This window comes from Minwuia sp., assembly GCF_048007105.1.
Lineage (GTDB): Bacteria > Pseudomonadota > Alphaproteobacteria > Minwuiales > Minwuiaceae > Minwuia.
In genome coordinates this window covers 2,121,688-2,133,804 of sequence record NZ_CP180352.1, presented here as the reverse complement: position 1 = coordinate 2,133,804, position 12,117 = coordinate 2,121,688, and the positions used below count along the sequence as shown (strand labels likewise).

Annotated in this window: 12 protein-coding genes; 8 read left to right on the top strand and 4 right to left on the bottom strand. The window is 66.0% G+C overall.

Going from position 1 to position 12,117, the window contains the following annotated elements:
• Positions 1-4 precede the first annotated feature (4 nt).
• Both ACMVY4_RS10325 and ACMVY4_RS10320 read right to left on the bottom strand, forming a co-directional pair.
• Positions 5-826: an anti-sigma factor family protein gene (locus tag ACMVY4_RS10325; RefSeq protein ID WP_416900063.1), complete on the bottom strand. Its 822-nt coding sequence runs from the start codon at positions 824-826 to the stop codon at positions 5-7.
• Positions 823-1,359, bottom strand: coding sequence for an RNA polymerase sigma factor (locus ACMVY4_RS10320; protein WP_416900062.1), 537 nt, complete (start codon positions 1,357-1,359; stop codon positions 823-825). The genes ACMVY4_RS10325 and ACMVY4_RS10320 overlap by 4 nt, the downstream gene beginning before the upstream one ends.
• Before the next feature lie 407 nt (positions 1,360-1,766).
• On the opposite strand from ACMVY4_RS10320, the gene ACMVY4_RS10315 reads away from it, so the two are divergent.
• Both ACMVY4_RS10315 and ACMVY4_RS10310 read left to right on the top strand, forming a co-directional pair.
• Entirely contained in the window at positions 1,767-3,224 is a 1,458-nt protein-coding gene (locus ACMVY4_RS10315) for an amidase (RefSeq protein WP_416900061.1), read from the top strand.
• Positions 3,225-3,233: 9 nt separating this feature from the next.
• Positions 3,234-4,685, top strand: a complete 1,452-nt coding sequence (locus tag ACMVY4_RS10310; protein WP_416900060.1) for an amidase — start codon at positions 3,234-3,236, stop codon at positions 4,683-4,685.
• Positions 4,686-4,692: 7 nt separating this feature from the next.
• On the opposite strand, the gene ggt is transcribed toward ACMVY4_RS10310, so the two are convergent.
• Entirely contained in the window at positions 4,693-6,309 is a 1,617-nt protein-coding gene (gene ggt / locus ACMVY4_RS10305; RefSeq protein WP_416900059.1) for a gamma-glutamyltransferase, read from the bottom strand.
• An 82-nt stretch (positions 6,310-6,391) separates the two neighbouring features.
• Here ggt and ACMVY4_RS10300 point away from each other — a divergent pair, with 82 nt between their 5' ends.
• Positions 6,392-6,889 carry a hypothetical protein gene (locus tag ACMVY4_RS10300; protein WP_416900058.1) on the top strand — a complete coding sequence of 166 codons (498 nt, stop codon included), beginning with the start codon at positions 6,392-6,394 and terminating at the stop codon, positions 6,887-6,889.
• On the opposite strand, the gene ACMVY4_RS10295 is transcribed toward ACMVY4_RS10300, so the two are convergent.
• Positions 6,890-7,393: a PAS domain-containing protein gene (locus ACMVY4_RS10295; RefSeq protein WP_416900057.1), complete on the bottom strand. Its 504-nt coding sequence runs from the start codon at positions 7,391-7,393 to the stop codon at positions 6,890-6,892.
• Positions 7,394-7,550: 157 nt separating this feature from the next.
• On the opposite strand from ACMVY4_RS10295, the gene ACMVY4_RS10290 reads away from it, so the two are divergent.
• The 5 genes from ACMVY4_RS10290 to ACMVY4_RS10270 all read left to right on the top strand — a co-directional run bounded on the left by ACMVY4_RS10290 (position 7,551) and on the right by ACMVY4_RS10270 (position 12,116).
• A complete protein-coding gene (locus tag ACMVY4_RS10290) occupies positions 7,551-8,054 on the top strand; it encodes a GNAT family N-acetyltransferase (protein ID WP_416900056.1) in 504 nt (167 codons plus the stop codon).
• Between the two features lie 93 nt (positions 8,055-8,147).
• Positions 8,148-9,575, top strand: coding sequence for a circularly permuted type 2 ATP-grasp protein (locus tag ACMVY4_RS10285; protein WP_416900055.1), 1,428 nt, complete (start codon positions 8,148-8,150; stop codon positions 9,573-9,575).
• Positions 9,576-9,579: 4 nt separating this feature from the next.
• On the top strand, positions 9,580-10,572 hold the full coding sequence (locus ACMVY4_RS10280) for an alpha-E domain-containing protein (protein ID WP_416900054.1): 993 nt from the start codon (positions 9,580-9,582) through the stop codon (positions 10,570-10,572).
• Between the two features lie 57 nt (positions 10,573-10,629).
• Positions 10,630-11,370, top strand: coding sequence for a peptidase (locus ACMVY4_RS10275; protein WP_416900053.1), 741 nt, complete (start codon positions 10,630-10,632; stop codon positions 11,368-11,370).
• Positions 11,370-12,116 carry a HesA/MoeB/ThiF family protein gene (locus tag ACMVY4_RS10270; protein WP_416900052.1) on the top strand — a complete coding sequence of 249 codons (747 nt, stop codon included), beginning with the start codon at positions 11,370-11,372 and terminating at the stop codon, positions 12,114-12,116. Before ACMVY4_RS10275 ends, ACMVY4_RS10270 begins: the two co-directional genes overlap by 1 nt.
• The last annotated feature ends 1 nt before the right edge of the window (position 12,117 follow it).

The window sequence follows — 12,117 nt, the reverse complement described above, 5'->3', positions numbered from 1 at the left end:
GAGATCAGGCGCCGAGGCGGGACTTCAGCGCGGAAGCGATCTGACCGAGCTGTGCCTCTTCGAGATCGCCGATCAGCATGTAGCCAAAGCCGCCCTGCACCCAATGAACGATGCCCAGACCGTTGCGGGTCTCGAAGGCCGCTTCGCTGTTGGGATTGCCGGACGCGATGACACAGAACGAGACCGGCTGCTGATCGACGCTGAGATACGCCAGCTGTACCAGCGGCTTCTGGTTGAACTGCAGGACCTGGATACGGCGGAAGTTGAGGCCATCCACATCGGCGGTCAGCGGCTCGAAGTCGAAGCCCGCGGTCGCATTGGCCAGTTCCAGGCCCGAGTCCCCGCCCTGATAAGGCGTCAGGGAATCGCCGGTAAACAATGACTGGTAGTCGGCGACGGCCTGACGCCAGCCGCGTGGTGCGGGCGTGGCGGCCGGTTCGGTCGTGGCTTCGACGCCTGCGGTCTGGATCGCGCCCTGCGGCATCACCATGCCGCCGAGAAAACCGCCGACAAGCGCGACAAGTACGGCGGCAGCGGCTGCCATCGGCGCCCAGCCGCCCGAAGCGGTGGCGGCCTGCGGCGCGGCGGCTGGCGCCACGGGGATACCGGCACGCAGCCGGTCCAGCGGCGCCTGCCCGAGCAGCACATCAAAGGCCTCCGCAAACGGTCTCTCGCCGCGGCGGAGCATCTCGAGCCGTTCGCGGGCATCTTCGGAAACGGAGAGAACGCGATTGACCTCCCGGCGCGCCTCAAGAGGCAGTTCGCCATCCAGATACGCGGTGAGTTCCTCATCACTCAGCGCAGGAATGTCAGCCGCCCCGTTCATCTGCCGTCGTCATCCTCCAACGTCTTCGATACGCCACCATCATCCGACAGCTTCGCAAGGGTCGAGCGCGCCGCTGCCAGCCGGGACATGATCGTCCCGATCGGTACTTCCAGGACCTCTGCAGCTTCGCGGTAGGTGAAGCCTTCCGCGTAGACCAGAACCACCGCCTGGCGCTGCGCTTCGGGTAGCCTTTCGACTTCTGACAACACCCGCCGCAACAAATTATTCGCCACCAGGTCCTTGCTTCCGTCTCCAAGCAAGACCTGTTCCGGATCCTCGAATCCACTTCCGGTCCGCACCTTCTCGGCGCGAAGATGGTTTTTCCAGATCGACGACAGGATGGTGAACAGCCAGGCGCGAAGGTTCGTGCCGGGGCGGTATTGCGACTGCCGCTCCAGCGCGCGCACGCAGGTCGCCTGCACCAGATCCTCGGCCAGCGTCGGGTTGCGGCTGAGCACAAGCGCGTAGCGCCAAAGCCTCGGCAGACAGGCTTCGAGACCATCCCTCACATTTTCGTGATTGCTCTCGGTCATTCCTCTGCCGAATAGGAACGGGGGTTGGGCTGTTCAGCTATCGACCAGCTTAACGGAGCCGGTCCGCCGACACGATGCATTTTGGGTCTCAGCGGGACAAGCCCTTCGCCCCGCAGGACTGATAAGCATCTGAAGCGGCGGAATTATCCGGCTCCACCAATACGCTCCCATCGGGGTCGGGGGCGTTAGGGCCGGCGGCATCACCCTCACGCCCGGATGCTGCCGGCCCGTCTATTTCGGGACCGGCGAAATGTCGTCCCGTCGTCGGGCGCGGGGATGGGCAAGCTCAGGCCAGACCAGTTTCAGGCGCCCGTCCCCGATCCCGGGGGACCGCGAAAAATGGTTCCGCGCGGTCCCCCGGTTGATTCTATGATCCCCTCTACAAGACCAATCGTTGGGGGAGAAACATGCCGGAACTGGCCTACAGAAGCGCGTCGGATCTGGCCGGAATGATCCGGCGGGGCGAGATCGGGTCGGTCGAACTTCTGGAACACTACACCGACCGCATCGACCGCATGGACAACCGCGTGAATGCCGTGGTCGTGCGCGATTTCGAACGCGCGTTCGATCAGGCGGTCGAGGCCGACAAGGCGATGGCGCGCGGCGACGATCTGGGGCCGCTTCACGGCCTGCCGATGACCGTCAAGGAAAGCTTCAACATCGCCGGGCTGAAGACGACCTGGGGCGTACCGTCCATGAAGGACAATGTCGCCGAGGCGGACGGGGTGGTCGTGGAGCGGCTGAAGGCCGCCGGCGCGGTGATCTTCGGCAAGACCAACGTTCCCTACCTGCTGGCCGACTTCCAGTCCTACAACAAGAACTACGGAACGACCCACAACCCCTGGGCCCACGGTCATACGCCCGGCGGATCGTCGGGCGGCGGCGCGGCGGCACTCGCGGCCGGCTTCACCAGCCTGGAATACGGCTCCGACATCGGCGGGTCGATCCGCAACCCGGCGCACTATTCGGGTGTCTTCGGACACAAGCCGACCTACGGCATCGTTCCGATCCGCGGCCATTCGCTGCTGCCGGCCTTCGCGCCGGCCGACATCTCGGTGGTGGGCCCCCTCGCCCGGTCGGCCGACGATCTGGCGCTGGCGCTCCAACTCACGGCCGGCGCCGACGGCCTGCATGCGCCGGGCTGGGACATCAACCTGCCCGAGGGGCCGAAGAGCGCGAAAGGGCTGAAGGTCGCGCTGTGGCTCGACGATTCGATGTCGCCGGTCGACGACCGTGTGAAGGCGCGGATCGCGGCCGCCGCCGAGGCGCTGGCCGATGCGGGCGCGGAGATCGACGATACTGCCCGGCCCGGTTTCAGCCCCGAGGAATGCCACGCGGTCTATCTGCGTCTGCTGTGGTCGGCGCTGGCTGCCCGCCAGACCGACGAGGACTTCGAACAGACGCTGAAGCGCGCCGAGGCCCTTGCCCCCTCCGACGAGAGCGCCGCCGCCGCGGTCGTCCGGGCGCAGACAATGCGCCATCGGGACTGGGTGCGGATGAACGAGGCCCGCTGGGCGATGCGCTGGGCCTGGAAGAAGCTTTTCGACGACTACGACGTGCTGCTCTGCCCGGTCGCGTCCGTTCCTGCCTTCCCGCACGACGAATCCGAGGACATGAACGCCCGCCGCCTGAAGGTGAACGGCCAGGACGTGCCCTATTTCCAGCAGCTGTTCTGGGCCGGACTGACCTGCGTCAGCTATCTGCCGGGCACGGTCTATCCGGCCGGCCAGACCCCGGACGGCCTGCCGGTCGGCGTGCAGATCGTCGGGCCCGAGATGGGCGACCTCAAGACAATCGCGGTCGCGCGGATGCTGGAGCAGATCATGGGCGGCTTCGACGCACCGCCCGGTTTCGACCAGGCCTGACGGCGGCCGGTGGACGGTCTCCCCACCGCGAGTGCCGCACGGATCGCGGCGCATCTCCGCCGCGGCGATGTCGGCGCGCTGGAACTTCTCGACCATCTCATCGCGCGGATCGAGCGCCATGACGGCCGGATCAACGCCGTCGTCGCCCGCAACTTCGAGAGAGCGCAGACAGCAGCGCGCGATGCCGATACCGCATGGGCCCGCGGCGAGACCCTCGGCCCGCTGCACGGCGTCCCCATGACACTGAAGGACGGTTTCGATATCGCGGGCCTGCCGACGACCTGGGGCGTTCCCGCCTTCAGGAACAATCTCGCCGCCCGGGACAGCGCGGTCGCGGAGCGGTTGCGGCGCGCCGGCGCGGTGCTGTTCGGGAAGACGAACATCCCCTTCATGCTGTCCGACTACCAGTCCTACAACGAGATCCATGGCACGACCGAGAACCCCTGGAAGCCAGGCCATACGCCCGGCGGGTCCTCGGGCGGCGCTGCCGCGGCCGTGACGGCCGGGTTCACCGCACTGGAATTCGGCACCGACGTGGGCGGCTCGGTACGGCAGCCCGCACATTGCTGTGGCCTGTTCGGGCACAAGCCAACATACGGCATCGTTCCCATGCGCGGCCACGCCCTGCCGGAGCATCAGGCCCCGATCGACATCTGGGTCGCCGGACCGCTCGCCCGGTCGGCGGAGGATCTGGTGCTGTCGCTGGACATCGTCGCGGGCGCAGGCGGCCCTGCCGCGCCAGGCTGGCGTCTCGATCTGCCGCACGGACCGGCAGGCGCAAAGGGATTGCGGGTAGCGCTCTGGGCCGACGATCCCATGGCGCCCGTGGACGATGCGATCCGCGACGGCGTCGTCCGGGCCGCCAGGGCGCTGGAAGAGGCCGGCGCCGTAATCGACGATACAGCCCGACCGGATTTCAGCACGGCGCACTGTCACGAAACCTATCTGGCGGTGATGCTCGGCGCTCATGCGAACTGGTTGCCCGACACCGACTTCGACCAGGCCGTGGCCGGGAGCCGAAGCCTGCCGCCCGGCGACCGGTCGCCTGAAACACGGGCGATGCGGGGGACCGTCGCCCGGCACCGCGACTGGGTGCGCCAGAACGAGGCCCGCTGGGCGATGCGCTGGGCCTGGAAGCGGTTCTTCGAGCGCCATGACGTGCTGCTCTGCCCGCCAGCCTGCGCCCCGGCCTTTCCGCACGACCACAGCGAACCGATCGGCGCGCGCACACTGAAGGTCAACGGACGCGATGCGCCCTACATGCAGCAGCTCTTCTGGGCCGGCCTGACGGGCATCAGCTACCTGCCGTCATCGGTCGCGCCGGCGGGCCGGACCGCGGACGGCCTGCCGGTCGGCGTCCAGATCGTCGGACCCGAGATGGGCGACCGCACCACCATTGCCGTCGCCGCCATGCTGGAGCGCATGACCGGCGGCTTCGAGGCGCCGCCGGGCTTCGACTGAAAGCCGGTCAGATCCCGATCGCCACGCCGTCATGGCCGGGGTCGGCGCCGCCGTCGAGGCCGCCGTCCGGCCGGACGCGGATGCCGTGAACGGCAGCGATGCCGAAGGTCTCGGCGCTGCGCACGACCTGATAGCCCATGCCCTCCAGTTCGCGCTGAACGAAGCGCGGGATACGGTTGGTCAGGTCGATGATGTCGCTGGTCGCCGAGAACCGCGGCGCGCAGACCGCCTCGGTCATGGTCATGCCGTGATCCAGAACGTTCAGCGTCGCCTGCATCACGCCCATGGCGATCTGGGTGCCGCCCGGCGCGCCGATGGCGAGCTTAACCTCACCGTCACGGAAGACGATGGTCGGACAGACCGAGCTGAACCGCGCCTTGCCCGGCGCAATGGATCCGGCCCGGCCCGGCCGCGGATCGAAGACGCCCATGCAGCCATTGTACATGAAGCCCAGCCCGTCGGTGATGACGCCCGACGGCATGCCCAGCGAATGGGTCATCGTGACGACGTTGCCGTCGGCGTCGATGACGGCGACATGCGTGGTCTGCTTGGATTCCTCCATGCCGATGCGTTCGACATGGTGCTTCTCCCCGTTCTCGATGCGCTTCGCCGCTTCGGCTGCGTGATCTTTCGATGTCAGCCAGTCCATCGGCACATCATAGAAATCGGGGTCGCCGACATGATTGTCCTTGTCGGAGGTGGCGATCTTCATCGCCTCCGAGACGATCCGGATGTACTCGACCGTGTTGTGGCCGATCCGAGCCAGATCGAAGTTCTCCAGGATATTCATCATCTCGTTGACCATAATGCCGCCGCCGGGCGGATGGTTCGTGGTCAGCCGATAGTCGCGATAGGTGAAGTCGATCGGGTCTCGCCGGGTGGTGCGGTAACTCTTCAGGTCGCCATAGCTCAGCAGCCCGCCATGCGCCGCGAAATCCTCGGCGATGCGCTCGGCGATCTCGCCCTCGTAGAAGACCTGCGGCCCCTGCTCGGCGATCATCCGCAGCGTCCTCGCCAGATCGGGATTGGCGACATGATCGCCGACCCGCTTCACCGTCCCGTCGGCCCGGAAATAGGCGTCCCGGCCGGTGGCCGAGAACCTCAGCCGCTCGGTGACGTCAGCCCGACCGTAGTCGGAGCCGGAATTCCACCAGTAGTGGACATGCGGCCGGACGTGGAAACCTTCCTCGGCCTGAGCCACGGCGGGCGCGCAGATGTCGGCCCAGTCCCACGACCCGAACTCGCTGGCCGCCTCGTGATAGGCCTTCAGGCTGCCGGGCGAGGTCACCGACTGGTAGCCGAGATCATTGACCTTGTCCTTCAGGACAAAACCGAACCCGTCCCGGGTCTCGCCCTCGATGATGTCTTCCCACATGTCGGGCGTCGCCGCGCCCGGGGTCTTGCCGTGGAAGTCGATGAAGGTGTGGACGCCCTTCTTCGGCATGTAGATCTGGCAGGATCCGAAACCGGCGATGCCGCACATCTGCGGATCGACCACGCCCTGCACCAGCGCCGCCGCCATCGCCGCGTCGACGGCATTGCCGCCCTTCATCAGCACTTCGGCGCCGGCTTCCGACGCCTCGGGCTGCGCAGTGACGATCATCGCCCTGTGCTTGTTCGCCATGCTTTCCTCCCCTGATCTGTGACTGCCGATCTTGCCGCAGCAGGCGTGATACGGAAAGGTGGGGCCAGTCAAGCGAGGTACCGTGCCCACCGTCATTCTTGTCGCCGCCGTCCTGGGCGGCATCCTGCTTGTTGTCGCCGCGCTGCCGCAGCTGGAGATCCGGCTGCCGCGGCGCTACCGCGACATCATCTATGTCCGGCTCCGCCGCAACGGCGGCCGCATCGACCTGTGGCGCGGCAAGCCCGTGCGGATGACCCGCAGCGAGACCTTCGAATGGGAATCCAGCGAAGCCTGGGCCTTCGACAATGACGGCGTGCCTACCCACGACACGCGCGCCCTTCAGGCCGTCCGTGACCGGCTGGCCCCGTACCGCCGGCGCTTTCCGTTCGGCCCGATCATCGTGCTGCACGCCATCGACAAGGCCATGCGCGGACTGGAAACCGGGGACCGCGAGCGGCTCAACCGGCTGGGTTACGAACTTGGCGGCCTGGTTCTGGTCGGGGACTTGCCGAACGCCTTTCCGGAGCGCGCCTTCGCTGAACTGCGCGAGAACGGCCTGGCGGTCTGGAGCGAGACCTGATCAGTCGGGCGGGCCGTGAAGCCGTGACTTCGAATGAAAGACGATGCCGCCGAAGATCATGTCGATGGTCTCGCCATCCGACGACAGCGGCAGGTTCAGCGTCTCGTAGTCATAGAAGTCCCGGTCCTCGTAGAACGCCTCGCCATAGGTCCTGAGCGGCGCCCGGTTTTCCAGAATCCATTGGAAGCTCTTGTAGATGTCGGACAGAAGCTCCTGGCCGTAGATCTCGTCGTAGTACCGGCCAGTGTTGTCCCGGCCCATCGTCTGCGTGATCTTCGTGCCCAGAAGCCGGTAACGCAGCCGGAACGGATCCTGTTCGATGTCGATCATGACGACGACGCCGAGCAGATGCCGTATCTCGATCGGGTCGACGTCGCGACGGGCAGGAAACACGCGCCCTGCCTTCTTCCCCTCCCAGTAGTCGAGAAGCGAAATCAACTGCGCATCCTCGCAGTTCAGCGCGGGATCCATACGCACCCAGAATGGCGGCCGGTACCCATCCATGCTCTTGTCCCCGCACCTCGAATGCTCGGCAATGCGGCCTGAACTCCGGTGGTTCACGCCGACATGCAAACGCTGGCTTCGTCAGTCTAAGGTGATAGCGTTTCCCGGGCCAAGATCACAGAACAGGAACAATGCCGTGGAATCATCGGACGCCGTTTTGGTCCGTAGCGCGGGGGCCGGCGACATCCCCGCCATCACCGATATCTATCGGCACTGGGTCGAGACCAGCACGTCGACATTCGAGCTCGAGGCGCCATCGGACGATGAGATGCAGCGCCGGTTCGAGGGCTATCTGGAAGCCGGATATCCCTATCTTGCGGCGACCGTCGGCGAACGGGTGGCCGGCTACGCCTATGCCGGCGCCTACCGGCCACGCCCGGCCTACCGCTTCACCGCCGAGAACTCGATCTATGTTTCACCCGACGCCGTCGGCACCGGTATCGGCCGCCTCCTGCTCCGCGCCCTGCTGGACCGGCTGGAGGCCGACGGTTACCGCAGCGTGATCGCCGTCGTCGGCGATCCGGATGCGAACCGGGCCTCTATTGCCCTGCATCAGAGCGCCGGTTTCCGGGAGTTCGGGCGCGCCAAAGCGATCGGCTTCAAGTTCGAACGCTGGCTCGACGTGGCCTATCTCCAGCTCCGTCTGGCCGATTCAGGTTGAAAGCTGCAGCGGCCCGGTGCGACCATGTTGCCGGACCGGATCACTTGAATGGCCTGCCGCCACCCACAACACTTGATACCGGTCAGGAGGCACATGCCAAACAAGAACGAAGACATCTACGACGAGATGTGGGCCGGAAACGGTGAAGTCCGTGAAGCCTATGTCAATCTCAAGAGCTGGCTGGAGAACACACCGCCGGAGACCTTCCGCCGCAAGCGCGAGGAAGCCGAGTTTCTTTTCAGACGGCTGGGCATCACCTTCGCCGTTTACGGCGAGGGCGGGGATCCCGAGCGGCTGATCCCCTATGACATCGTGCCGCGCGTGCTCAGCGGGCAGAAGTGGCGCGAGATGGAAAAGGGCATGGAGCAGCGGGTCCGCGCGATCAACGCGTTCCTTGCCGACATCTACGACAAGCAGGAAATCGTCGCCGCCGGCGTGGTGCCGAAGGAAATCATCGACGCCAACGAGGCCTATATTCCCGAGATGCGCGGCGTGAAGCCGCCATCCAGCGTCCACGCCCACATCGCCGGCGTCGACATGGTCTGCGTGGACGGCGACTTCGTGGTGCTTGAGGACAATGTCCGCACGCCGTCCGGCGTCTCCTACATGTTGGGCAACCGGGAGGCCGAGATGCGGCTGTTCCCGGAACTGTTCAGCCTGCACCGCATCCAGGCCGTCGATCACTATCCGGACGAATTGAGGAAGCGCCTGCAGTCGGTATCGCCGAACCAGGAACGCATGCCGCGGGTCGTGGTGCTGACGCCGGGCCGGTTCAATTCGGCCTATTTCGAACACGCCTTCCTGGCGGACAAGATGGGCGTCGAACTGGTGGAAGGCCCCGACCTCTTCGTGGATGAGGACAATGTCGTCTACATGCGGACGACGCGCGGGCCGCAGCGCGTCGACGTGATCTACCGCCGGATCGACGACGCCTTCCTTGATCCCGAGGCCTTCAATCCCGATTCCGTCCTCGGCGTCCGGGGGCTCGTCGGTGCCTACCGCGCCGGCAACGTCGCCATAGCCAACGCGATCGGCAACGGCGTCGCCGACGACAAGGCGATCTACGTCTATGTGCCGGAAATGGTCCGCTTCTATCTCGGCCAGGAACCGATCCTGAAGAACGTGCCGACCTTCATGGGCCGCAAGGCGGACGACCTGAAATACATCAAGGACAACCTGCAGGACCTTGTGGTCAAGGAAGTTCACGGTTCCGGCGGCTACGGCATGCTGGTCGGGCCGAAATCGACCAAGGAAGAGTGCGAGACCTACTGGAAGCGAATCGAGGCCGACCCCGACGGCTTCATCGCCCAGCCGACGCTGGCGCTGTCGACCTGTCCGACCTTCGTCGGCGAAGGCGTGGCGCCCCGTCACGTCGATCTGAGGCCCTTCGTGCTGAGCGGCGCCGACGGCATCAGCATCGTGCCGGGCGGCCTGACCCGCGTGGCAATGAAGGAAGGGTCGCTGGTGGTGAATTCCAGCCAGGGCGGCGGCACCAAGGACACCTGGGTGCTGGAGGACTGACGCCATGCTGAGTAGAACCGCCGACGACATATTCTGGATCTCGCGCTACATCGAGCGCGCCGAGAACCTCGCCCGCCTGCTGGAAGTGGCCGACCGCATGGCCCTGATGCCGGCTGAGGTGGACACGACCCGCGAATGGCATTCGGTGCTGATCGCGGCCGGTGTGGAACCGCTCTATCTGAAAAAGCACCGGCAGGTCACAGAGGCCGACGCGCTGCACTTCATCGCCTTCGACGAGGAGAACCCGTCGAGCATCCACAACTGCCTGAAGGGCGCGCGGGAAAACGCCCGCGCCCAGCGCCACACCATCACGCGCGAGCTCTGGGAAGCGATCAACGATACCTGGCACGGCTACCGCGACATGACGCCAGAGAAGATGGCGGCACGCGGCCGGGTCGAGGTGATCGAATGGGTCAAGCAGCGCTCGCATCTGGTTCGCGGCGCCGTGGCGGGCACCATGATCCGCGACGACCTCTACAACTTCATGCGGCTGGGCACCTTCATCGAGCGGTCGGATTCGACCGCCCGTATCCTGGACGTGAAATACCACCTGATCCTGCCCGAGGGCGCGCCGGTGGGCGGCGCCGCCGACTACTATCAGTGGACGGCGCTGCTGCAGTCCGTGTCGGCGCATGTGAACTATCGCCGGCTGTTCGGCGAGGCCGTGCGGCCGATCCGCGTGGCCGAGCTGCTGGTGCTGCGCCCCGAGATGCCGCGGTCGATCCGCAGCTGCTACGACGAGATCGTGCGCAATCTGGAGATGCTCGCCCAGGACTACGGCCGCAAGCTTGAATCCATGCGCATGGCCGGGAAACTCCACAGCGAGCTCAAATACGACACCGTGGACGAGGTGTTCCTCGGTCAGGGCGGCCTGCACGCCTTCCTGACCAAGGTCGTGGACATGAACATCCAGATCGGCAAGCAGATTCAGCGGGACTTCCTGCTGCTGCCGGCGGATCTGGAGGAGGACGAGTCCCAGTCACAATCCGTGGCGTAGCGGCCCTTTTTCGGATAACAGGACGTCGGGATCCCATCCGGACGAGGAGCGCTTCCGTTGACCTATTGCGTTGGCACGCTGACCGCCGAGGGGCTGGTGATGCTGGCGGACACCCGCACGAATGCCGGCATCGACCACATCTCGACCTTCAGGAAGCTGAAGATCTGGACCAAGGACGGCGAGCGCACCGTGGCGCTGATGTCGGCCGGCAATCTGGCCGTCACCCAGGCGGTGGTGGGTCTGCTGAACGAACGCATGGACGATCCGGAGTGGGACCAGACCCAGACGATCCTTGGCGCCCCCTCGATGTTCATGGTCGCTCGCGTCGTCGGCGAGGCGATCCGCGACGTCCGCCGCGTCGACGGACCGTCGCTGGACCAGGGCGCCGGCGGGTTCCACGCCTCCTTCCTGCTGGGCGGTCAGATCGCGGGCCGCAACCTGCGCCTCTACCAGATCTACGCCGAAGGCAATTTCATCGAGGCAACCCAGGACACGCCCTTTTTCCAGATCGGTGAGACCAAGTACGGCAAGCCGATCCTCGACCGGGTGATGAACTTCGACGTGCCGGTCCGCGAGGCGGTGAAGGTCTGCCTGATCTCGATGGATTCGACGCTGCGTTCCAACATGTCGGTCGGTCTGCCGCTCGATCTGATGGTCTACCGCCGCAACTGCGCCGGCGAGTTCGTCGAGCGCCGCATCACCGAGGACAATGCCGACTACGCCCGCATCCGCGACGGCTGGGGCGACGCGCTCCGCAAGGCCTACCGGAACATCGCGGACGTGGATCTGCCGGTCTGATGAACGACGACCAGATCGAACGCTACGCCCGCCACATCGTCCTGAAGGAGGTCGGCGGCGCCGGCCAGCAGAAGCTGCTGCGCGCGAAGGTGCTCTGCATCGGCGCCGGCGGCCTGGGCTCGCCCCTGATCATGTATCTGGCCGCGGCCGGCGTCGGCACCATCGGCGTGGTCGATGACGACGAGGTATCGCTTTCCAACCTGCAACGGCAGGTGCTGCACCGGACCGGGGATATCGGGCTGTCGAAGACCGAAAGCGCCGAGGCTGCTGTCCGCGCCATCAATCCGGACGTGCGCATCGTTGCGCACGCCGCGCGCATCAGCGCCGACAACGCCGACAGCCTGATCGCGGACTACGACCTTGTCTGCGACGGGTCCGACAATTTCGCCACCCGTTTCGCCGTACATGACGCCTGTTTCCGGGCGAGGAAGCCTCTGGTATCGGCGGCGGTGCTGCGCTTCGACGGGCAACTCGCTACCTGGCGCGGCTACGAGGCCGACAAGCCCTGCTACCGATGCCTGTTCCCGGACATCCCGCCTGAGGAGCAGACCTGCGCCCAGGACGGCGTGCTCGGCGCCATCGTCGGCGTCATGGGCTCGCTGCAGGCGACGGAGGCGATCAAGGAACTGCTCGATCTGGGCGACGGGCTGGCCGGACGGCTGATGATCTATGACGGGCTGGCAGCGAGCTTCCGCACACTCAAGGTCCGGCCCGATCCCGAGTGCCCGCTCTGCAGCGCTGGCTGAG